Origin of the sequence: Mucilaginibacter aquariorum (genome assembly GCF_024498135.1) — a bacterium.
In the GTDB taxonomy this organism is placed as follows: Bacteria; Bacteroidota; Bacteroidia; order Sphingobacteriales; family Sphingobacteriaceae; genus Mucilaginibacter; species Mucilaginibacter aquariorum.
In genome coordinates this window covers 344,748-369,434 of sequence record NZ_JANHOH010000001.1, presented here as the reverse complement: position 1 = coordinate 369,434, position 24,687 = coordinate 344,748, and the positions used below count along the sequence as shown (strand labels likewise).

At 40.3% G+C, this 24,687-nt stretch carries 16 protein-coding genes; 2 read left to right on the top strand and 14 right to left on the bottom strand.

Annotated elements, in window-relative coordinates; all coding sequences use genetic code 11:
- Nucleotides 1-4: 4 nt before the first annotated feature.
- The 11 genes from NPE20_RS01465 to trpD all read right to left on the bottom strand — a co-directional run bounded on the left by NPE20_RS01465 (nucleotide 5) and on the right by trpD (nucleotide 20,093).
- Nucleotides 5-1,342, bottom strand: a complete 1,338-nt coding sequence (locus tag NPE20_RS01465) for a TolC family protein (RefSeq protein WP_256536817.1) — start codon at nucleotides 1,340-1,342, stop codon at nucleotides 5-7.
- A 13-nt stretch (nucleotides 1,343-1,355) separates the two neighbouring features.
- A complete protein-coding gene (locus NPE20_RS01460) occupies nucleotides 1,356-2,033 on the bottom strand; it encodes an ABC transporter ATP-binding protein (RefSeq protein ID WP_256536816.1) in 678 nt (225 codons plus the stop codon).
- 289 nt (nucleotides 2,034-2,322) lie between these two features.
- Nucleotides 2,323-4,731 (bottom strand): ABC transporter permease, encoded by a 2,409-nt coding sequence (locus NPE20_RS01455; RefSeq protein ID WP_256536815.1) that lies wholly within the window; start codon nucleotides 4,729-4,731, stop codon nucleotides 2,323-2,325.
- Nucleotides 4,732-4,776: 45 nt separating this feature from the next.
- Nucleotides 4,777-7,191, bottom strand: coding sequence for an ABC transporter permease (locus NPE20_RS01450; RefSeq protein WP_256536814.1), 2,415 nt, complete (start codon nucleotides 7,189-7,191; stop codon nucleotides 4,777-4,779).
- Between the two features lie 45 nt (nucleotides 7,192-7,236).
- Entirely contained in the window at nucleotides 7,237-9,690 is a 2,454-nt protein-coding gene (locus tag NPE20_RS01445; RefSeq protein ID WP_256536813.1) for an ABC transporter permease, read from the bottom strand.
- A gap of 25 nt (nucleotides 9,691-9,715) precedes the next feature.
- A complete protein-coding gene (locus NPE20_RS01440) occupies nucleotides 9,716-12,112 on the bottom strand; it encodes an ABC transporter permease (RefSeq protein WP_256536812.1) in 2,397 nt (798 codons plus the stop codon).
- A gap of 85 nt (nucleotides 12,113-12,197) precedes the next feature.
- Nucleotides 12,198-14,612, bottom strand: coding sequence for an ABC transporter permease (locus tag NPE20_RS01435; protein ID WP_256536811.1), 2,415 nt, complete (start codon nucleotides 14,610-14,612; stop codon nucleotides 12,198-12,200).
- Nucleotides 14,613-14,650: 38 nt separating this feature from the next.
- Nucleotides 14,651-17,074: an ABC transporter permease gene (locus NPE20_RS01430; protein ID WP_256536810.1), complete on the bottom strand. Its 2,424-nt coding sequence runs from the start codon at nucleotides 17,072-17,074 to the stop codon at nucleotides 14,651-14,653.
- A 221-nt stretch (nucleotides 17,075-17,295) separates the two neighbouring features.
- The gene (gene trpB, locus NPE20_RS01425; protein WP_256536809.1) at nucleotides 17,296-18,477 is read right to left on the bottom strand and encodes a tryptophan synthase subunit beta; all 1,182 of its coding nucleotides are present in this window, start codon (nucleotides 18,475-18,477) and stop codon (nucleotides 17,296-17,298) included.
- Nucleotides 18,461-19,102, bottom strand: a complete 642-nt coding sequence (locus NPE20_RS01420) for a phosphoribosylanthranilate isomerase (RefSeq protein ID WP_256536808.1) — start codon at nucleotides 19,100-19,102, stop codon at nucleotides 18,461-18,463. Before NPE20_RS01420 ends, trpB begins: the two co-directional genes overlap by 17 nt.
- Before the next feature lies 1 nt (nucleotide 19,103).
- The gene (gene trpD, locus NPE20_RS01415) at nucleotides 19,104-20,093 is read right to left on the bottom strand and encodes an anthranilate phosphoribosyltransferase (RefSeq protein WP_256536807.1); all 990 of its coding nucleotides are present in this window, start codon (nucleotides 20,091-20,093) and stop codon (nucleotides 19,104-19,106) included.
- 290 nt (nucleotides 20,094-20,383) lie between these two features.
- Here trpD and NPE20_RS01410 point away from each other — a divergent pair, with 290 nt between their 5' ends.
- Entirely contained in the window at nucleotides 20,384-21,328 is a 945-nt protein-coding gene (locus NPE20_RS01410) for an ion channel (RefSeq protein WP_256536806.1), read from the top strand.
- 53 nt (nucleotides 21,329-21,381) lie between these two features.
- On the opposite strand, the gene NPE20_RS01405 is transcribed toward NPE20_RS01410, so the two are convergent.
- Genes NPE20_RS01405 through recR form a run of 3 tightly spaced genes read right to left on the bottom strand, consistent with a single transcriptional unit; the run spans nucleotide 21,382 to nucleotide 23,641 of the window.
- Nucleotides 21,382-22,197 (bottom strand): SDR family oxidoreductase, encoded by an 816-nt coding sequence (locus NPE20_RS01405; RefSeq protein ID WP_256536805.1) that lies wholly within the window; start codon nucleotides 22,195-22,197, stop codon nucleotides 21,382-21,384.
- Complete coding sequence (locus NPE20_RS01400; RefSeq protein WP_256536804.1) at nucleotides 22,181-23,020, bottom strand: glycosyltransferase family 2 protein; 840 nt, start codon at nucleotides 23,018-23,020, stop codon at nucleotides 22,181-22,183. The genes NPE20_RS01405 and NPE20_RS01400 overlap by 17 nt, the downstream gene beginning before the upstream one ends.
- 6 nt (nucleotides 23,021-23,026) lie before the next feature.
- A complete protein-coding gene (gene recR, locus NPE20_RS01395; RefSeq protein ID WP_256536803.1) occupies nucleotides 23,027-23,641 on the bottom strand; it encodes a recombination mediator RecR in 615 nt (204 codons plus the stop codon).
- Nucleotides 23,642-24,157: 516 nt separating this feature from the next.
- Between recR and NPE20_RS01390 the strand changes: the two genes are divergently transcribed.
- Nucleotides 24,158-24,610 (top strand): hypothetical protein, encoded by a 453-nt coding sequence (locus NPE20_RS01390; protein WP_256536802.1) that lies wholly within the window; start codon nucleotides 24,158-24,160, stop codon nucleotides 24,608-24,610.
- The last annotated feature ends 77 nt before the right edge of the window (nucleotides 24,611-24,687 follow it).

The window sequence follows — 24,687 nt, the reverse complement described above, 5'->3', positions numbered from 1 at the left end:
GCGATTATAGTGATAAGCGTCCTTGGTAATAGTCTAATATTTTGTTGTAAATAAAGCAATCGTACCGGGCGTTGATAAGGTTAAGGTTTGCCCTATCTAAATAGTTTTTGGCCAGTACATATTCTACAGAGTTTAATACACCATTGTTAAAGCGGATCTCTGCAATCCTAAACGATTCTGCGTAAGCTTTAACCTGCTCCTGCACGGTTACATACCTTTCATAAGCGTTTGCCATATTCATATATGCCTGCTCAACATTTTGGCGTAACTGTATCTTGGTATTTTCTTCAATATATTTATAATTCTGAAGGTCAATTTTAGCCAAAGTTACCTTGTTGCGGTTTTGGAAGTAATTTAAGATAGGTATCCGCAAACTAAAACCAACCTGCGTATTGTAGTTGTTTTTGAATTGATCCCAATATTGTATCGGTTGATTATTTAACTGTGCTGCACTCGAATAATTTGTGTTTAAGCCCCCAAATAAAGATAACGTGGGATATAAAGCACCTTTTGCCGCTGCAACTCCTTTTTCTGCGCTCTGGCGCCTTAAAGTGGCTGCTTTTACATAAGCCAGCTGGTTTAAAGCGGTTGCGTAGATCTCATCGGATGTATTGGTTTGTTTTAATATTTCGGCACTTGCCACTTTCTCAAATCTTATCTCCGGCCTGTATGGAATGTTTAATATCTGCAACAAGTTAAGCTTTGATGTTTGCAAAGTAGCTTTTGCGTTAACATAACTTACCTGGTTATCAGCATAAGTACCTTTTAAATCGTAATAATCATTGGGTTGTTTGTTAGCACCTTGTTTTTCCAAAATCTCTAACCTATCTAACTGCTGTTTTGAAACCTTTACCTGGTTCTCTACCTGTGCAAGCAACTCGGTATTATCCAGCACCTGTAAGTAAGCTGTAATGGTATTTATGGTTACAAGGTCTTTCGCCTGCTGCAGGTCCATTTCACCGGCTTTATAAGCTAACGATGTTTGTTTTATTTTGTTAAGGTTTTGTAATCCACTAAACAAGGTCAGATCAGAGTTTGCGCTGTAATCAGCAAACTTTAATGATTGATTTACATACTGGTTAGTATAAGGGTTAATACTACGGCCATTGTTAATACCGTGATTAATTTGTCCGTTTATAGTTGGCAACATGTTTTCTTTAGCCTGGTTTTTATCAACCTGGGCAGATTGCAGCTGCAGTCCGGTTTTTCTTACATCCAGATTGTTTTTTACGGCAATGTCGACACATTGCTGTATAGTAAGTAAAGTATCTACGGCCTGGCTATGTGCCAGTGCCGGTGCCAATATTATTAAGCTAAAAAGTATAAATTTAAAGTATCGCATTTTGTGTTATAGTTCAGAATTTTTTTGAAGATTCTACCCTTCCATCCAACAGATTAATAATACGCGTACCATATTCCGCGTTTTTTTCAGAGTGCGTTACCTGGATTATAGTAACACCATCTTCTTTGTTCAGCTTACGAAACAGCTCCATTATCTCCTCGCCCTGTTTAGAGTTTAGGTTACCTGTAGGTTCGTCGGCCAATAATAGTTTTGGTTTGGCAATTAAAGCACGGGCTATACCTACTAATTGCTGTTGCCCGCCGGATAATTGCGCGGGGAAAAGATCTTTTTTGCCTACTATCTGAAAACGATCGAGCATATCGGCTACCATTGCTTTACGTTCCGAACCCTTTACGTCCTGATAGATCAAAGGCGTTTCGATGTTTTCATAAACGGTAAGCTCGTCAATTAAATGATAAGCCTGAAAAACGAAGCCAATGTATTGTTTATACAGGGCCGAACGTTGCCTTTCTTTAAGCTGGTGTACAGCCTCGTTTACAAAATAATGGTAACCATCGGTAGGCTCGTCAAGCATACCTATAATGTTCAGCAAGGTTGATTTGCCTGAACCCGAGGGCCCCATGATAGAAACAAATTCGCCCTCATCAACATCAAGACTGATGTCATTAATAACGAAATTCTTGTTTCCGCCTACCTGGTAATGCTTTGAAATATGCTGAAGTGATAACATTTTTAATTATGGTGTTAGTTGAATTATTGAGTTATTTATTGCAATTTCTTAAACTGATTTTGGTATTCAGGTATGAATAATATACCAAACTTATAAATAGCTAAATATCAGTCTATTATATTGAATGTTAAAAGCTAAAACTGTACGCTTATGTACAGCGTGCGTTCGGTTATGATACAGTTACTGGATAGAGATTAGTGGTTAGGAAAGCTGATACACACTGGCTACAAAGGAAAAGAGGTGAGTTTTACAAAAACTCACCTCTTATTTCTATTCTCCAAGCTCTAAATTATTCGCTTCTTAAACTCTTTACCGGGTTTGCAATAGCAGCCTTTACAGATTGCAGGCTGATAGTAAAGAATGCTATTAAAACAGCTAAACCGCCCGCTAATGCAAATACCCACCATTGTATATCAATGCGGTAAGCAAAATCTTGCAGCCATTTGCTCATAGCGTACCAGGCTATTGGTGTTGCAATTACTATAGATATAATAACCAGTCGCAGGTAATCTTTAGATATTAAACCAACAATATCCCCTAACCCGGCACCTAAAACTTTACGGATGCCTATTTCTTTTACACGTTGCTCCGCGGTAAAACTTACCAGGCCAAACAGGCCCATACATGCCAGAAATACGATGAGCAGGCTAAAAAACGTAAACAGCTGCTGTAACTTAAACTCTGCTTTATACTGTTCGTTAACCTGATCGCTTACCCAATTGTATTGAAAAGGTTTATCCGGATAATATTGCTTATACAACTTATCTAAGTTGGTTAAAACCTGTTTTTCGGTTCCTGGTATTACACGTACCAGCATAGCGCCCCATTGTGGGTTACTTACTGCCTGTATTATTGTAGGTTTTATTTTATTGTGGAGCGATTCGCTGTAAAAGTCTTTTACAATACCTACCGGGATACCCTCAAATTTGCTTGTTGTGCTATTCAGTTTCATTTCCAGTAAGCCCGCGGTATAATTCGTTATCAGCAGCGGCTGCATTGCTTTTAAAGCCAGGGTTTCTTTACTGCTTCCACTCATTAACGAGTCGCTATCCATAGCATCGGCGCCCAATTGCGGGTTAAGCAAACGGCCGGTCTTAAGTTGTAGCTTTAGTACTAATGGCAGGTCGGCATCGCCTTGTATAAAATAAACGTCCATTTTATCTTTTTGCACCAATACCGTACGCGACATGTTGCCTGCACCCGATGAAGGATACCAATCTGTAATACTGGCATTTTGCACCCCCGATATTTGTTTCACCTGCTGCTTAAATGCTTTGCCGCTTTTGCCCCATTCGGTATAGCTAATGTTCAATAGGTTGTTTTTATCAAAGCCAAGATCTTTATTACTCATAAAACTGATCTGGTTATGAACTATAACGGTGATACCAATTATGGCTACTGATATTACAAACTGACCTACAACCAATGCCTTCTTTAAAAAATTGAGCTGTATATCCGCAGATACCTTATCCCGCAGTATTACAATAGGCTTGGGCCTGGATAAAAACCACGCTGGGTATAAGCCGGTACAAACACTTACCAGTAATACGCCGCAAACGGTTATAAATAAAAAGGCCGAACTATATAGGTTAGATACCAATTGATGGCCAAGGTAAGTTTCGACCGGCTTTAATAGAAATGGATATAAGAATATTGCCAGCAAGAACGATATCACAAAAAACAGAACCGATTCTGATAAAAACCGCACCAGTAATTGTCCTTTACCTGCACCCAAAACCTTGCGAACGCCTGTTTCTTTAGCACGATTAAATACCCTTGAAATGGTAAGATTTACAAAGTTAATACAGGCAATAATTAATAATAAAGCTGCAACCGCCGAAAAAATATAAACATTTTGAATGCTGCCGTGAACAGTCTGTACGCCACTAAAATCTGATCTCAGATAAACATCTTTTATGGATTGAAGCTCGAAACTGTAATCATCCTTTTTACCCATGTAGGCCCTGTACCACTTATTAACCTTTTGAGAGAACGCGTTTACAGGCGTACCGGGTTTTAATAAAATATAGGAAGGCTCAAAAGTAAAATAGCCGCTTTCGGGCATAACATTATCACTTGTCTTATATTCTTTAAGGGTAATAACATCGGCCCTTAAGTGGGTATTTTGCGGGATATCATCAATAACGCCGGTTATTAAATATTGCTTGGGCTTGCCATATTCTGGCAGGTTTGAAATGATCTTGCCTACAACATCCTGGTTGGGGAAGTATTGTTGCTGTATTTTTTTGCTGATGATAAGGTTGGTATACCCTTTCACAAACTGTTTGGGGTTGCCTTGTAATATGTTAAAGTCAAACATGTTCCAAACGCTCGGCTCTGCGCGCATGGCTTTTAAAGCAATGCCTTCTTTATAACTGCCTAATTGCAACCTGTCTTTCCCAACAGATACACGGCAGTACTCTGCCACCTCAGGCATATCTTTTTTAACAGACGGCCCAAAACCTGAGAACACAACGGGCATTTTATCATTGCCTTTTACGTTGTTGTTTATAGATAATACCCGGTAAATATCCTTGCCTTTTGTCCATTGATGATCATAAGATAACTCATCAATAACAACCGTCGCTACAATTAAACAAGCTATTAAGCCGGTACTTAAGCCTATTATATTAATTAAGGAATAAGCCTTGTGTTTCCACAAACTGCGCCACGCTATTTTAAGGTTGGTTTTAAACATATTATAATTAGTGATTATTATATTGTCTTGCTTTAATTCTTTGACTTACTCGCTCCTCAAACTTTTTATCGGATTGGATAATGCAGCCTTTACAGATTGATAGCTTACCGTTAAAAACGCTATTAGCGCGGCCATACCGCCTGCAAGGGCAAACACCCACCATTGTATGCTAATGCGGAAAGCGAAGTCCTGCAGCCAAGTATCCATGGCGTACCAGGCAAGTGGCGATGATATGATGATAGCTATGAGTACCAATTTTAAAAAATCGAACGATATTAAACCTACTATACTCATAACCCCGGCTCCCAATACCTTTCGGATACCAATTTCTTTAATACGCTGACGGGTTGAGAAAACAGCCAAACCAAATAAGCCAAGACATGATATAAATATAGTTACCGCGGTGAAGGCCATTAATATACTACCTGTACGTTGATCACTTTTGTACATTTCTTCAAATTCCTGATCAAGAAAGTGGTATTCAAACGGTGTATTTGCGTAAAAGCTGTGCCACTTGGATTGTATAGCTGCAATAGTGCCGGCGGTATTTTTACCTGATGTTTTTATCAGCAACTTGCCAAACCACTCATATTCCGGAAACATCACTATAGGTGTTATTTCCTGGTGAAGTGACGCGAAGTTAAAATCTTTTGCAACGGCTTTGATGGTGCCCATACGGCCATTAAGGCCTATCTTTTTGCCAATGGCTTCTTCCGGCTTCCAGCCAAGGGCGCTAACAGCTTTTTCGTTTAATATGAAGCTATATTTGCGGTTCTCTGTTTCTTTTACCATAACCTGTTGTTCATCACCAACATTAAGTGGAGTGCCGGCTATCAGCTTGATACCTAATGTTTTGGTAAAGCTTTTCTCAATAGGTATTGCTGTAACAGATAAGTTGTAATCGGTTGGTTTACCTTCTGCAGTATTTATAGAATAACCACCACGCACATTAACCGGCGAATCATAACTGGCCGTTGAACCTAAAACACCAGTTTGCTGATTGATCTCGCTTTTAAAAGCCTCGATACTGTTATATGCTATGTTTCCTATATCTAATATCAAAACCTGGTCGCGGTTAATACCGGTATTTAAAGTCTGCATATATCTTAACTGGTTTCCCGCAATCAGGGTGCTGATAATAAAGAACACCGATACAATAAATTGAAACACTACAAGTGATTTACGCAGCATATTTCCACCTGCCTGCGGTGAAGAATTACCCTTAAGTGTAACAATGGGTTTAAAAGCAGAGAGGTATAACGATGGATAGGTTCCTGCAAGCAATGTAACCAATATAAACAACACCATTAATGCCGATACAAGCCATGAAAGGTTCCAGGTTTGAAAACCCAATTGTTGACCCGCAAACAAACTAAATGAAGGAAAACATAAGCTAAGCAGCAGCACACCTATTATTAATGAAAATAAGGTTATTATACCTGCTTCGATAATAAATTGACTAAACAGCTGCCCACGCATAGCACCCATTACCTTACGTACACCTATTTCGCGGGCACGCTCTGCAGAACGTGCGGTAACAAGGTTAAGGAAGTTTACACAAGCTAATACAAGCAATACAACCGCAACAATACCTAAAATATAGATATACTTGATATCGCCGGGTGTTTCCAGGCTGTAAAGCGCTTTGGAGTTTAAATGGACACTGGTAAGCGGTTCTAAAGTGTACATTGTTTTAGCGCCGGCCCTATTCTGGCTTTTTAGAATATTAGCAATATAAACATCCATTTTTCTCTCCAGCGCCTTAATATCCGTACCCGGTTTAAGTAATAGATACGAGTAATTGCTGGCAGCGTTCCATTTATATGTTTTGGTATCTGGGTCAACAGCCGAATTAGCCATCATATCAAACTTTATTTGTGAGTATGAAGGCACATCTTCTATAACACCGGTCACCATCAGGTTATTGGTTTGATTAACTTTTAACACCTTCCCCATCGGGTTATCGGTACCAAAATATTTTTTTGCTGTTGATGCCGTAATAACTATTGATGAGGGATCGGCCAGAGCTTTAGCCGGGTTACCTGCCAAAAATTTAAATGAAAATATTTTAAAGAAAGGTTCATCGGCAAGAAGCATGCTCTTTTCAGCGAATAGCTTATCGCCATACTGTACAGCAGCAGGGCTGTAGCCAGAGTAGTTAAATATACGCACACCATCTTCTATCTCAGAAAACTCCTGTTTATAAATAGGTACCGGCGCTGTTTGCGTAACAGCAATGTAGCGCGCTTCTTTGTCATCCGGCGATTGATAGCTGTACGCTATCCTTACAATTCTATCGGCTTTAGCATGGAAACGATCATATCTCAGTTCGTTAATTAAATAAGTAGCCAGTAATAAAAAGCAGCAGATACCTACTGCCAAGCCCGCCATACTAATTATAGATGTGGTTTTATTTTGTGATAAATTACGCCACGCTGTTTTTAAATAATTCCTGATCATATACTTTTATTATACTTTTAGTCTTGTTTCTTATATCTTGATTCTTTACTCTGAACGTAAACTCTTTACAGGATTTGCCAACGCCGCTTTTAGCGCCTGCGAACCAATGGTTATCAACCCAATAAATACAGCTATGGTTGCCGTATAAGCAAATATCGTCCAGTCTATATCTTTCCTGTACGCAAACTCCTGCAGCCATTTATTCATCAGCCACCATGCAAGTAGCGAAGCAATAATGATAGAGGCAATTATAAGCTTTAAAAAGTCTACCGATAATAAAGACACTATAGTTTTTACGCTTGCACCTAATACCTTACGTACACCAATTTCTTTGGTGCGCTGTTCTGCGCTAAAGGCAGCTAAACCAAATAAACCAAGGCAGGATATCAGTATCGCCACAACGGTAAAGTAGCCAACTATACCGGCCAACCTTGTATCTGCCTGGTAGTTCTTATCAAAATCTTCATCCAGGAAACTGTAGTCAAACGGATCATTCTGGTCGTATTTTTTCCAACTAATTTCAATGGTTTTTAGCATACTGGCTATATTACCAGGCTTGGCATGTATTACCATATAATTAAAGCCTGCGGTGTTTAACATAAACCCATAAGGTGTTACCGGCAGATGAAGGTCCTCGTAATGAAAATCTTTTACTACGCCAACAATGGTAAATGTATTTGTGTTATCCTGAAATTTATTGAACAACTTCTTGTTAACAGCATCTTTCGCGCTGCTAAAACCAAATTCTTTAGCGGCTTTTTCGTTAATAATAATACCGTTAGTAGTATCCGAATGAAAATCAGGACTAAACAAACGGCCTGCAAGCGGCTGTATATTTAGCGTTTGTAAAAAGTTATCATCAACATAGTTGAGGCGGGTACGCTTACCCTCGGCAGTGGTTTGCCCTTCCTTGTATATCAAATTATCACTTGGATTAAATATACCGGGATAATAGGCCGAGCCACCAATTGATATCACCCCACTATTTTCCTGGAGCTCGGCTTTTAAAGCAGCATAAGCAGATTTTGCAGCCGTGGTGCGTAACGGAACAACAATTTGCTGGTCTTTAGCAAAGCCCAGATCAGCAGTGCGCATATAGTTCATTTGCCTTGCTATAACTACCGATGCTACAATAAGTACTACCGAAATTATAAACTGGAATACAACCAGTCCTTTGCGAACTGCTACAACAGCTAATGAGTTGGTTAGCTTACCTTTTAAAACCTTAACCGGATTAAATGATGACAGGTAAAATGCCGGATAACTGCCTGCAAGCACGCCGGTTATCAGCGCCATCACCAAAAATTCAAAAAACAACATCAGGTCCTTTGATACAGAAAGCGTTATTACTCTGCCCGACAATTGGTTAAATAATGGCAGCAATATCAAAGTGATAACTATCGCGAAAATAAAAGCGATCAGGGTCATCAGGATAGATTCGCCCAGGAACTGTTTTATAAGGGTTGATTTCTCGGCACCCAATACCTTGCGTACCCCAACTTCCGACGAACGCTTTGATGAACGTGCCGTAGAAAGGTTCATGAAGTTTATGCAGGCTATGATCAACGTAAAAATCGCGATAGAAAACAGCACGTATAAATAAGTTTTGCTGGCGGGTGGTGTCACGTTACTTTCAACTTCGCTGCTCAAATGTATGTCTCGCAGGGAAATAAGCGATTGCTCCTTTTGAAAGCCCATATTTTTGAGATCCTTACTTGCATACTTATCCATAAATGCAGGCAATTTGACTTGTAGTTTAGCAGCATTTGTACCGGGTTTTAATAACAGGTAGGTATAAAACATATTATTGCTGGCAAAATCATTAGCCTGCCTTTTAATAAAACCTTCCATGTTGCCACCATTTACCGACAAGAAGAAATTGGCATCAACATGAGATGGCGTTTTGCCTTCCTTAAATACACCGGTTACGGTGTAATCCTGTTCGCCGTTTGTGTTGCTGTTAACATGAATAACCTTATTGAGTGCTGGTTGCGTACCAAATAATTTGTCTGCAAGTTTTTGTGATATTACTATAGTACGTGGGTTTGCCAAGGCATTTGCTGCATCCCCTTCGGCAAAGTTATAAGTGAATATTTTAAAGAAGGATGCATCTGCCAGATAACCTTTTTCTTCAAGGAAAGATTTACGCTCACCATTGGCAGGGTTAAACTGAATGATAGTTTTATCCTCGATAAATAATTTTAGCAATCTTGCAGTTTCAATCACCTCGGGGAACTCGCGCTTTAAAGCGCCCGCCATTGGTGCCGGCGTATTCGGCATTTTCATGCGTTTATTGCCGTTTTGTATAAACGCGGTTACTACCTGATAAATGTTCGGTGCGTTTTTATGCTGACTATCGTGGCTTGTTTCGTAGTTAAGGTACAAGGCGATAAGCATACAGCACGCCAGCCCTACCGATAACCCAAATATGTTGATGAATGAGAAGAACTTGTTCTTCATCATATTACGCCATCCAATTTTAAAATAATTTTTGATCATGATCCTAAATTTAAAATACCAAACTCTATTCTGACCGTAAACTTTTAACCGGGTTGGCAATTGCCGCTTTAATTGATTGAAAACTAATGGTTGCCAGCGCAATTATTACTGATATTAAGGCAACAAATACAAACGTGCCCCAGGTAATATTGATATGAAAGGCAAAATCCTGCAGCCAAAGATCCATAGCATACCAGGCAAGCGGCCAAGCAATAAGGTTTGATATTAATACCAACTTAATAAAGTGCCCGGATAACAGCAAAACTATGTTTTGTACTGATGCACCCAATACCTTACGTACCCCAATTTCTTTAACCCGTTTTTCGGCCGAGAATGATGCCAGGCCAAACAAGCCCAGGCATGATATCAGGATGGCTAAACCCGCGAGTATGCCCACTATTTTACTAACCTGGTTATCTGTACGATACACCTCGGCAAAATGGTCATCTAAAAACTGGTATTCAAAGGGATAATCGGGGTTCAAGCTTTTCCACGTAGCCTTTATAAAATCAAGAGCTTCTTGTGATTGACCGGGTTTTATTTTAATTGACGCAATAGTAAGCCCCCAGTCGCTTTGATTTGCAATTAACAGGTTCTCTACTTTATAATGCAGCGAGTTGAAGTTGAAGTTTTTGGCGATACCTGTAATAACACCAAGCGAATCAAAACCAAAATGCTGGCCGATAAGGGTAGATATTCCGGCCTTCGGGTGATCTCTTAAAAGCTCGTGGGCCATCGATTCGTTGATGATATATTCCCGGCCGTTGCCTGATTTGTCTTTAGAGAAATCCTTACCTTCTATTATTTTTATATTATACAACCGTAGGTAATCATTGTCTACAATAAGCTGCGTAACTCCAAGCTCTCTTTTCGGGTCGTTTTTGTATTGAAATGTAGCCCCCGACTGATCCAGGTGGCTACCCAGCTGGTCTTGCGAAGCCGTTACACCCGCAATTAATGTATTACCCAACAACCTCTGTTTAAATAGCTCATACTTTTTCCCCGATATCCTATCCATTGGCACTGTAACCACTTGCTCACGTGTAAAACCGGGGTCTTTTTTCTGCATAAAATTCAGCTGTTCAACAACAAACACAGTAGCTATCATAAGGAATACTGCGCTGGTAAACTGCCCAACAACCAATATGTTGCGCAATGTGCCTTTGTTTTTACCAGTTTCTACAGAGCCTTTTAAAACCTTTACCGGTTGAAATGACGATAAGAACAACGCCGGATAAATTCCTGATATAAAGCCAACCAATATGGTACTTAACACAATAACCACCAGGAACAAAGGTTTGGTAAATACTGGCAATGAAATATCGCGCAGACTAAGGTTATTTACATAAGGTAAAGCTACTGTGACCAAAACAAGGGCAAGTATTAATGCCAGTAAGGATAGTAAAACGGTTTCGCCTAAAAATTGAAATGCCAGTTGAGGCCTGTTGGCGCCTATAGATTTACGAATGCCTACTTCCTTTGCTCTATCTGCCGAGCGCGCAGTAGATAGGTTCATGAAGTTAACGCAGGCAATTATTAGCACAATGAATGCGATAATTGCAAAAAGATTAGTTGATTTTTGATCAAACTTTTGATAGTTCAAATAGTCAAGGCCAATTTCAGTAGAATTGGCGTGCACATCTTTAAGCGGCAAATAAAATAATTGGTAAAAAGCTGTTTGCTCGGGTTTTAAATGCTTCTTCAGGAAGGCAGGCATTTTGGCTTCAAACGCTTTAAGGTCTGTGCCGGGCGCTAATTTCAGGTAAGTATTTAACCAGTTTCCACCCCAGTTATCCATCCATTTTTGGTGGATGCCGGGCAGTGAGTATAAAGCATCGAACTGTAACTGAGAATTTTTGGGACTGTTCGCCATTATCGCAGTAACGGTAAACTGTACAGTATCGCCGCCGTAATGGTTTATTACTTTCCCGATAGGATCTTCGTTACCAAAAAGTTTTTCGGCGGTTTCCTGGGTTATGGCAATACTGTTAGGTTTTTCAATGGCGCTTTGCGCATCGCCTTTTATCACATTAAATTTAAATATCTTTAAAAAAGCTGAATCAACAGCAAATACCTGCGATAGAAAAACTTTTTTTTCTCCGTAGGTCATTTGGTATTTGCGGTCCCACTTTACACGGGTATAGCTTTTTACTTCGGGATACTCGCTCTTTAATGCCGGTGCCATAGGGAACATAGATAAACCCACCTTTTGCGAAGCGGCCATCCCAGGGAATTTCTGCACCTCGTTAAGCCTTACTATGTTTTCACCATGGAAGTTGTCAAAACTTCTTTCGTACGATACAAATAGCAGAATGACAATACAAGCAGCCATGCCGATTGCAAGGCCTACAATATTTATTGTTGATGACACCTTATTTTTCCAAAGGTTTCGCCAGGCCGTTTTAAAGTAGTTCTTTATCATAATGCTTTATATAAATTATTTTCAAACTTTAAAAGCCTAAGGATAAATCCTTAAGCTTTAGTATAATATGTATAGTTCGCTTACCTTACTCGCTGCGTAAGCTTTTTACAGGATTAACAAGCGCGGCTTTTATGGCCTTGTATCCTACGGTTGCCCATGCAATTATGATGGATAATGCAATAGATATAGCAAATATCCCCAAACCGGGATGTATGCGATACGTGAACCCCTGAAGCCATTGCTGCATAAAATACCACGCAACAGGCGCCGAAATAACAAAGGATATCAGAATAAGCACGGTAAACTCTTTTGAGAACAGGTACACAATATTTGCTACCGACGCACCCAGTGTTTTACGTATGCCTACCTCTTTAGTACGCTGTACCGCCATAAACGATACCATACCATACAAGCCCAGGCACGATATAAAAATGGCTATACCCGCGAATATTTTGTATAGTTGAGATAGCTGGCTTTCCTTTTTATAAAAATTCTCTATTTTTTGATCAAGGAATTTGTGTTCGTAAACATTATCGGGGAAGGTTTTTGTCCACAGGTTTTCAATGGCTGCCAGGGTGGGTTGCATATTAGTTGGCGAAAGCTTGATATTGGCTATACCATATTGCCCTGTCCAGGCTGCCATAACTACCGGTGGTATTTGTTCGCGTAGCGATGTAACATTAAAATCCTTTACCACACCAACAATTTTTTGAGTTAAGTTTTTATCACCCCAAATATTTATGGTTTTGCCAATGGCATCCTTAGGGTTTGTCACCCCAAGGTTTTTTAGAAGTGTTTCGTTAACCACATAAGCTTTTACAGTATCGCTCTTAGCGTAAGGCCCGCCGGCAACAAACTTCAGATCATATAACTTAAAGTAATCAGCATCGGCCCATTTCAAATTCACCCTAAATTCGGTTTCAACAGCCGCATTATCATACGTTATCGGGCTACCCCAGTTTATATTATCAGACGGGCTGCTAAAACTGTAGCTAAAACTTTTAATATTAGGCTGCTGTAGTATTTCGTTCCGTAAAGCAGTCATCCTTAGCCGGCTGATGCTGTCGTTGGGTAAGTTTACTGTTATTACAGCATCTTTATCAAAGCCCAGTGGCGAGTTTTTGAAATGATTTAATTGGCTGATAATAACTATGGTGCCTATTACCAGCACTTGTGCTATGCCAAACTGCACCACAACAAGGCCGCGCCTTAAGGTAATACCGTTGCTCCTGACACCGGTAATTTTGTTTTTTAATGCAGCTATTGGATTAAAGCCGGATAGCACCATGGAAGGATACAAGCCGGACAATAAGGTAACTACAATAAGTACCACTGCTAAAAATGTTACAATAATCGGGTCGGTAATAAAGCCGGAACTAAGTTTTATTTCGAGCAGGCCATTTAATGCAGGTAAAGCCGCTTCGCTTAAACCCATCGCCAACACTACAGAAAACAGAGTTATGATAAATGTTTCGCTTAAAAACTGCATGATAAGTTGTTTACGCTTGCTGCCTAATACCTTCCTTATACCCACCTCTTTAGACCTATTAACCGCCTGTGCTGTGGCTAGGTTTATAAAATTAACACACGCAATTACCAGTAAAAACACACCAATAAGGCTTAATGTCTTGATCATGTCTTTACTAAATACTTGCCCGCTGAATAAGCCAACACGGGTATCAAAATGCATTTCAGTTAACGGTTGCAATAAAAATGCTTCTCTTTTAGCTTCATCAGGGCGGTGTTTTTTTATAAACGCCACCAAATCATGGTTAAAACGTGCTTCGCTTACATTCTCGGGCAATACAATAAAGCAATTATGCGATCCAAAATTGCTGTTCCAGTCTTCAAGGTTGTTATTATAGTCAGTCTTTTTAATAGTTGGGTACGATATCGCGATGCTTACAGGTAAATCAGTATTTAAAGGCAGGTCTTGCAGTATACCGGTAACTTTAAGATCTATCTTGTTTTCGTAAGTGAGAGTTTTTCCCATCGCATTTTCCCAATCGCCGAAGTATTTCTTTGCCATGCGCTGCGTAAGCACTACGGTATTGGGTTCGTTCAATGCTGTTTTTTTATCGCCGGATAACCATGTAAAGTCAAATACGTTAAAAAATTGTGTGTCGGTAATATAAAGGTCTGTTTCCTTAAATCTTTTGATTTGTCCTGCCTTATCCTTAACGCTTATTTGTTTCCCTTGATCGTTAATAACAGTTGTTACCAGCGGTAATTGGGGGAAGTCAACGCGCAAATCTCTTGCTATAGGCAATGGTAAACCCGCCCTTAGTTTAACACCTTCAGACGAGGTGCGTTTATTTAACACGCGATAAATGCGGTCTTTTTTAGCATGATAGGTGTCAAAACCGGTTTGAAAATGGATCACTAAAAATATAAGCAGGCAGGCTGCTATGCCAATGGCAAGCCCTGTGATGTTTATAATAGCATAGCTTTTGTTACGGAGCAAACTACGCCAGGCCGTTTTAAAATAATTTTTTAACATATAATTTAAATGATAAATTTCAATACCTAAACTCTTAACTATTCACTTCTTAGGCTCTTCACCGGGTTTACCAGTGCCGCCCTAACTGCTTTATAACCTACTGTTAGCCACGCTATCACTATAGATGATACAATAGCCAGCACAAATACGCCCGCTGTTAATGGTATGCGGTAGGCAAAGTTTTGCAACCAGCCCGACATCATATACCACGCTGCCGGCATAGCTATTACAAATGATATGGCTATGAGTATCATAAACTCTTTTGAGAACAGCAACACAATGCTGAATACTGATGCCCCTAATACTTTACGCACCCCAACTTCTTTAGTACGCTGTACGGCCATAAACGATACCAGGCCATATAAACCCAGGCACGATATGAATATGGCGATAGCCGAGAAGATCTTGTAAACCAAGGCCATTTGATTTTCCTGCCTGTAAAACCGTGCGATATTCTCGTCAAGGAAATAGCCGTTGTAAGCATATTCCGGGTAAGTACTTTCCCAAAGCTTTTGAATGTCTTTGGTTGTTTTGGAAAGGTTTTTTGTCTGGATTTTAACAGCCACTTGTGATTCGTACTGTTTTTGAGTCATTATGTAGATGGGTTTCACTGCATCACGTAACGAATTGGTCTTGAAATCTTTTACAACGCCGGTAATAGGTAACCAACGCTTCCCGCCTCCTAACTTAACCGTTTTACCAATTGCGTCTTCGGCCTTTTGGATGCCAAGTTTATGAATAAAAGTCTCGTTAACAACAACTTGCCGGGCGGTATCGTTGCTGTCGTATTCCTTACCTGCAACAAATTTTAGCCCATAGGTTTTAAAGTAATCACCATCGGCAAACTTTAAAAATGTAGTAAAGTTTATATCCTTCATGGAGTTGTTGAAATAGAAATTCGAACCCCAGTTGTTATCAGAAGATGGTGCATCCGAAGCAAAACTCATCGACTTAACATCCGGATTTTGCAAAATTTGTTGCTTAAACGATTGCATTTTGCTCAGGCTGATGCTATCGGTATAACCGGGAATAACCAAAACCGCATTTTTATTGAAGCCAAGGTCAGCCTCATTCACAAAATTCATTTGGTTTACCGCCACTATTGTACCAATGATAAGCAGCTGCGCAATAGCAAACTGTGCTACAACCAATGCACGGCGTAACGGTATGCCACCTATTGACGCGGCAGTTATCTTGTTTTTTAACGCTGCAACCGGCTTAAAGCCCGATATTACCAGTGCGGGATAAATACCCGACAATAATATTACCGCCAGCATAGTGCAAAACAGAAATATTACCGTATCGGTATTTAACAAACTGATATCATCAGGTACGCTTGAAATATTTTTGAGGTACGGTAATGCTATTTTTGCTATTACCATGGCCAATATCACCGAGAACATGATCACCATTGTGGTTTCGCCTATTACCTGCGAAACCAGCTGTTTACGACTGCTCCCTAATACCTTACGGATGCCTACTTCTTTTGAACGCCCAACCGATTGAGCAGTTGAAAGATTAATAAAGTTGATGGATGCCATTAGGATAATTAAAACGGCAATAAATGTTAACGTATTAATGGTAGCCTTGCTGGTGGAGTGATCGCCAAGCGTATTGCCTATCTTAGTATCAAAGTGCATTGCGCCAAGCGGTTGAGCAAGGTGTTCGCGCAGGCTACGCTGCTTATCAGTTAAATTCTTTTTGGTGAAACCAACCAGTTGGCCCTCAAATTTCTGAGGGCTTAAATTATCAGGTAATTGCAAAAATATCTGGTGATTGCTGCTAATAGATCCCCAGTCAGTGTTGTAGTTATAGGTATTTCCTGTTTGTTTCCAGGTAATATACGATACCATTAACTTCAATGGTATATCGCTGTTATTTGGTGAATCCTCAACCACGCCGGCAACTCTTAAGGTTAAGGTGTTATCCATTTTAATGGTTTTACCTATCGCCGTATTCCAATCGCCAAAGTATTTGGTGGCAATAGCCTTAGTAATAACAACCATGTTGGGCTGAGAAAGCACATCTTTTGTTCCGTTAAGCCATTTGGTTTGGAAAATATCAAAAAACTGGGGTTCCATAAAGAACACGCCAATGGACTCTATAAATTTCTTATCCGCAGCAGCGTTATCAGAACCGGTGGGTACGGTCATCTGGCTCCCATAACTTGAAGTTAACGCGGCAAATTTCACCTGCGGGAAATCGATTCTTAAGGCATCAAGTGCAGGTACAGATACACCGGGATTAAAGTTTATGCCATCCTCGGCGGTTTGCTTGGTAACCAGGTGATAAATATCCTTAAAATTGCTATTGTATTTGTTAAAGCTAAGCTCGAACCGCAGTACAACAAATATTAACAGGCATGAGGCAATGCCCACGCTTAAACCAGAAATATTTATAATGGAATATGCCTTATGGCGAACGATGTTTCTCCAGGCAATTTTAAAATAGTTTTTTAACATAGCTATGGTATTATGTTTTATAAAGGCTAAAACATATACCAAAGTTGTAAAATACTGATAATTAACTATTTGGATAGATAGGTAACTGTACAATATGTACGTAACTGTAACAGTACGTGTTCGGTTATGATACAGTTACCATTAAGTGTTTAGTGGTTTGTGATTAGAGAATAGAAAAAACAATTTCATCTATCTCTGATCTTCAGTCTCTAACCTCTAACTTAAAAACCAAAATGCCTGATATAGGTATCAAGATCCTTATCTCCCCTGCCTGATAGGCATATCACTACATTATCACTTTTTTGGAAAGTCATTTTTTCTAAATAAGCCAGGGCGTGTGCGGTTTCAATGGCAGGTATAATACCTTCCATTTGCGAGCAAAGCAGTCCGGCATCCAAAGCCTCATCATCGGTAATGCTTACATATTGGGCACGGTTTATCTTATATAAATGTGCATGCTGCGGGCCTATACCAGGATAATCCAAGCCGGCAGATATTGAATAGGGTTCTTCTACCTGTCCATCAGCAGTTTGCATTAATATGGTACGGCTACCGTGTAATACGCCTTCTTTGCCTAAAAATGTGGTGGCTGCCGAGTGGCCGCTATCTACACCTTTTCCTGCCGCTTCAACAGCAACCAGCTTCACATTCTCGTCATCTAAGAAATGATAGAACATCCCCATAGCATTACTGCCACCGCCTACACAGGCCATAACATATTGCGGTAATTCGTTACCTGTTTGCTCCAGCAGTTGTTTTCTTGTTTCTGCAGATATAATTGCCTGGAAACGCGCTACCATATCCGGGTAAGGATACGGGCCTACAACCGAGCCTATGATGTAATGGGTATCAACCGGGTTGCCTATCCAGTCGCGCAAGGCCTCATTGGTGGCGTCCTTAAGCGTTTTACTGCCCGATGTTGCCGGCACTACCTTTGCGCCTAACATCTTCATACGCGCCACATTTGGTGCCTGCCGCTCCATGTCAATTTCGCCCATATAAACAATACATTCAATGCCTTTTAAGGCACACACTGTAGCGGTTGCTACTCCATGCTGACCCGCACCGGTTTCGGCGATAATGCGTTTTTTGCCAAGGCGTTGCGCTAACAAGATCTGTCCAATGGCATTATTTATTTTGTGCGAACCTGTATGGTTCAGATCTTCTCTCTTAAAGAAAATATTAGCACCATATTTTTCAGAATATCTTTTTGCATGATACAATGGCGAAGGCCTTCCCACGTAATCTTTTAATAACTGGTCAAACTCGGCCTTAAAGCTGTGGTCGCTTAATATTTTAAGGTACTCCTGCCTTAATTCTTCAACATTTGGATACAGCATTTCCGGTATATATGCGCCACCAAAATCTCCGTAATAACCGTTTTCGTTAACTCCGTACTTCATTGCTGTTAAATGTATTTATTGTATTAAATGCCTGTGTTAATTTATCTATGTCTTTTAATGCTGGTGATACTTCAAACTTGCTGTTCAAATCCACCCCGTAAAACGCAGGGTGCTGTATCTGTTTTACATCCTCCAGGTTGTTGGGACTTAATCCGCCTGATAAAAAGAAAGGGACATCCAGCTTATATTTATTCAGTATGCTCCAATCAAATGTTTTGCCCGAACCGCCATGTGCAGCTGTCTTAGTATCGAACAGAAAATAATTTACATTGTTCTTATAGGCATCAAGCTGTGCGAAATCAAAATTTTTGTCTACACCAAATGCCTTTATCACCTGCACCTCGTGCTTAAACATGTCGCAAAACTCCGGGCTTTCGGCTCCGTGTAGCTGTATCGCATCAAACTTGTATTTGTAGATCAGCTTACTAATGTTATCGGCATCCTCATCAACAAAAATGCCCACTTTAATAATATCGGTAGATATTTTTACCAGTTCATCATCATCCATACCACCAATAAAACGTGGCGATTTTTCATAACAAATAAAGCCCATATAATCGGGCGTTAACCCCTCAACAGCTTTAATATTATCAGGATCTCTTAATCCGCAAACTTTAATTTTCATCTTAATTAGCTAATAAGGTTTTAAAACTGCCCAATGCCTTTTTGCTTACCAGCGATTCCTCTGCCTCGTAAAAGCAATCTGCAAAGCTTTTTTCCGGGTGAATGGTTTTAATGGCCATTGCGGCATTGCTTAATACTACATTGCTTTGTGCCTTGGTAGCATCATTGTTAAGCACCTTCATAAATATATCGGCCGAATCGCTAACGGTATGCCCGCCGGTTATCTCATCTTCATTCAGCTTATCAAAACCAAGGCTTTCAATCCTGTTTATCTTTTCTCCTTCGGCAGAAAAGGTTTTAAAATCGCAGGTAAGCGAGATCTCATCATAACCATCTAACGCATTCAGAATAGTATATTTTACATCTGATTTTTGATACAGGTATGCATATACCCTTGCCAGCTCCAGGTTAAACACACCTACTAACTGGTTTTGCGGTTTAGCCGGATTTACCATGGGCCCCAACATATTAAAAAAAGTTTTTACGCCCAATTCGCGGCGGATAGGTGCAACAGTTTTCATGGCTGGATGAAATAGCGGCGCATGCAGGAAACAGATATTCGCGTTATCAATGCTGCGTTTAAGTGCATCGGCATTATTGGTGAACACATAACCCAGATGCTCCATTACGTTGGATGACCCACAACCCGACGATACACCATAATTGCCATGTTTAGCTACCTTATACCCTGCCCCGGCCACTACAAATGATGCCAGGGTTGAGATATTGAAAGTATCCTTACCATCCCCACCCGTACCACAAAGATCAATCAGTTCGCCTGTTTCCAAATCAATTGGCAGGCAAAGCTCCAGCATGGCATCACGGAAACCTTCCAGTTCGTTTACGGTAATACTACGCATACAATAGGCCGTCATAAAGGCCGCCATTTGCGAATTATTGTATTTACCCAAAGCAATGTTCTTCAAAATATCTTTTGATTGCTCGCGGGTGAAGGTTTTATGTTCAAAAAGATGGTTGAGTATCTGTTTCATATTTGTGGCATAAAAAAAGGGTTACCATGTGGCAACCCTTCTGTATATTTTATAAAAAAACAAAAAATGAGGCTGCCTTACGAATTCTCGTTAAGCCACCACCAATTGTTGTTTAATATTTGCACTTTCATTTTGTTTAGCAAATATGGAAATTGTTTTCACTAAAAGCAAGCTTTATGATATTTTTACGAAGAGCAATTATTGATTTACTGATTTATTGAATGCCTGATTTGGCAGTCTTTCACTTTTTAATCAATAAATCACTAATTCACCAAATCACTAATTAACGCATGGCTATTCGCAATCAACAAGTTAACCCCGAAAATGACCTTGGCTTTGGCCCCCAGCCTGTTATAAAAAGCCAGCCGCTTATTAATAAGGATGGTTCGGTAAATGTTAAACGCAGAGGACTTTCGCGGTTTAACACTGCCGATACTTACCACACGCTTATAAAAATGAGCTGGACAAAGTTCTGGGTAGTGGTGCTTAGCGGTTATTTAATTGCCAACCTGTTTTTCGCATCTATATATGTTTTAATAGGGATGGATAGCCTCGACGGTGCATCGGGCAATAACCATATGAGCCATCTTTTAGATGCTTTTTTCTTTTCGGCACAAACCATATCAACGGTGGGTTACGGGCATATTAGTCCGCGGGGCGTGGTGGCAAACAGTGTAGCTGCCTTTGAATCAATGATAGGCTTACTGGCCTTTGCTTTGGCAACAGGTTTATTATATGGTCGTTTCTCAAAACCATCAGCAAAAATTGTTTACAGCGATAATATATTGGTAGCGCCATACAAGGAAAATGGCCGGGGTTTAATGTTCCGACTGGCAAACATCCGTAAAAATGTATTGATCGACTTACAGGTAGAGGTAATATTTTCCTACAATGAAATGGTTAATGATAAACCTATAAGGCGCTTTTTCCCGTTGGAGGTTGAACGTAAGTTTGTGAGTTTGCTAACCCTTAACTGGACGGTTGTGCACCCTTTGGATGAAAATAGCCCATTGATGGATATGACGCTCGATGATCTGGAAAAAGGTGCAGCATCGTTCGCGGTATTGCTCAAAGCTTTTGACGATACATTTTCACAAACGGTGCATTCACGTACCTCCTATACCGCCCATGATATGGTTTGGGATGCAAAATTCATCCCCATGTTTAACCGGGATGAAGATGGAAGGATTGAGTTAGATATGAGTAAGATTGGTGATTATAATATGGTTCATTAGTCGATTGGTAGTGCATCCAATACCAATGCACATTGAACTAATGAACCAATACACTATTTCAACAAAGCATTCTTTTCCCTGGCAAAAACTTTAAAAACCTGCTTATCCAAAAATGCAGGAAGAAACTTACTCAGAAATACGGTTAGCTTCCCCTGAAAGGTCATTATTAAAGTACGTTCGCGGTTTTCTACGCCGTTGGCAATGATTTCGGCAACTTCTTCGGCTGTCATCATTTTATCTTCTTCCAGCGTGCTTTCGCCTTGTTGGGTACCGTTCTTATCAAGCGCAGTGTTGCGGATATTAGATGATGTAAACCCGGGGCATGCCACCATAATGTGCACGCCGGTACGAAGGTTCTCTACGCGTAAAGCATCCAGAAAGCCATTTATAGCATATTTTGATGCCGAATAACCCGCGCGCCCGGGTAGGCCCTTGTAACCGGCAATAGAAGAAACGCCAACAATACTTCCCTTTGTTTTGGTAATTTCGGGCAGGGCATATTTAGTACAGTAAACTGTCCCCCAAAAATTTACATCCATTAACGCCTTTAAAACTTTAAGGTCGACGTCCTTGAACAGGGCCCGCATAGATATTCCAGCATTATTCACCAGGATATCAATTTTTCCAAAAGTTGATACAGCTTGTTTAATGAGCGCAGCACAATCCTCTTCTATAGATACATCACACTGTACAGCTACCGCTTTTACATTATATTCTGTTTGGATATCCTGCGCTATCTTGCATAAAGTAACATACTGGCGGGCTGCCAATACTAAATTAGCGCCACGCCCGGCAAGTTCAATAGCAAGTGCTTTACCTATTCCGGATGATGCACCGGTGATGATGACTACCTTATCTTTCAATTTCATATTTCGGCGCAAACATTTGTGGGATGCCCGGCATTTTTAGCTCTGGCATATGCAACAAATATTTGGCAGCGAATATAATCATAGCACCATAATAATGCCTGATGTAGCCCCAGCTAAATTTAGATTGAAGCTGTGTATTAAAGTTAAGTATATAAGTTCGTGGGAAGTAGTAATTTTTATATCCGGCCAGCCTGATACGGAACGATAGGTCGATATCATGACCAAACATTACAAAATTCTCATCCAGGTCACCTACCTGGTTAACAACCGATTTGCGGAGCAGCATAAAGGCGCCATTTATTACATCAACCTCGGTTGTGGCAAACTCCTCTTCCTCTATCCAAAATTCATCGTTTTTATACAGGCGGGATTTTGTGAAATATTTAGCCAGGCCTGTTATCTTTAATAAACCACCCCAAGCTCTGGTAAAACCGGTTCGGGACTCGGTTAAAAATTGTCCACGCGGACTAAGCATACGCACGCCAACACCACCGGCATTATTATGCGCATCCATAAATTCTACAACCTGCTCAATGGTTTTTTTGCCGCTAATTGTATCCGCACTGACCAGTAAAACATACTCTCCTGTAGCAAGTTCAATACCCTGGTTTCGGGCTTTTGCTACACCAAAGGTAAATTTATTAAGGATCATCTTTACTTCCGGGAATTCGTTCTGCATCATTTCTACCGATCGGTCTGTGGATGCATCGTCAATCACAATTAGCTCATAATCAATATCCCTACAAGCCCTAATTAAAGCAAATAATGATTGCTTTAACATGGTGCACATATTGTGATTAACAACGATAACGGACAGTTTCATAGCGGATCAGGATAAGGAATTTTCGTATGGCACACGGGTTACAATAGACCGTCCTAAAGTAATCTCGTCCACATACTCTAATTCTCCCCCAAAAGCTATGCCACGGGCAATAGTTGAGATATTTATATTGAATTGTTTTAAGCGCTTATGCAGGTAGAAGATAGTGGTATCACCTTCCATGGTTGCACTCAGGGCAAAAATGATCTCTTTAACCGCGTTATCTTTCAGCCTTTCAACAAGGGTATCCACCTGCAAATCTGCGGGGCCAATGCCATCCATAGGCGATATTAACCCACCTAACACGTGGTAAACACCGTTGTATTGATTGGTGTTTTCAATAGCCATTACATCGCGGGTATCTTCTACTACGCATATCAGGCTATGATCGCGTTTGGGCGATGAGCATATCTCACATACCTTTTGATCGGATATGTTATGGCAGGTTTGGCAAAACTGAATTTCGTTACGCAGTTTGCTTATGGCAGTGCTGAATTTTTGCACCTCATCCCTATCGCGGTTAAGCAAATGCAGCACTAAACGCAATGCGGTTTTTTGACCCACACCCGGCAGTTTCGCAAATTCGGCAACGGCATCCTCCAGCAACTTAGATGAAAAATTCATTCGGCGAATTTACGCATTTATGCCAATGGTTCATAGTGCCGGCAAGGCATTCAAATATTGCTTTTTGTTCCGGTGTTCCATTTTTGAAATGGAACAAAACGGAACAAGTGGAACACGTTAATAATGAGGTGTTTAAATTTTTACATCCGTCATCTATAATTAAAGCTTAACTTCTTATATAAATCATAAATAATTGACAAACAATTTATTATATAATTTATTAATCTGTTCCACTTTTTAATGAATGGAACAAGAATTTACACGATTTACAACGATAGAAAAAACGCCAATTATCGCCTTTTTTCGACCTGAATACGCCTTAGTTAGTTTAGTGAAACGTACTAAAAAGAGCCAATAGAGACCGAATTGCGTTCCATTTTGTTCCATTGCGAACAGGCATAAAAACGACAAAATGCCAAGCCTATATGATGCGCTTTTAATTCACCACTAATTTAACAAACACAAACAATTAGAAAATTCAAACCTTTATTACAATACAACCAATATATAAACGTCATGGCACCAAATAATGATAACGAACAGCAAGATAAACCGCACGGCTATCAGGTAGAAGACGACCACAACCTGGAAGAAAAAGACCTGCGCCGCAAAGCCTTTATGTTTGGCTCGGAAGAGAAAACAGGCAACGAACCCGGTATGGAAGGAAACCCTGCAGGTGGCCAGCGGTTTGGCGAGAACTGCCACACCCCATCAGGTGATGACAAAAATAATCCATCTCAAAATGCCGGTTATACCAACGAATACTTCAGGCGTACAGTACCCTCAGATGAACACCCCGAGGATAGTAACTTTAAAGACCCCAATCAGTTAGGCCAGCCTAACTATACTGAAAATACCGGTGCGGTGTTTAACGGCCAGTCTGATGAGGAAAACGCCGGCCCTGTTAAAGAGGGTTCAGAGCAGGATAGCAATAAGAATGAACCACCCGACCAAAGGTTTGGGGAGTGAGCAGTTACATATATGTCATTTCGAACGATAGTGAGAAATCTTGTTATTACTTGCTTGTCGCCGATAGTCATGTCGAA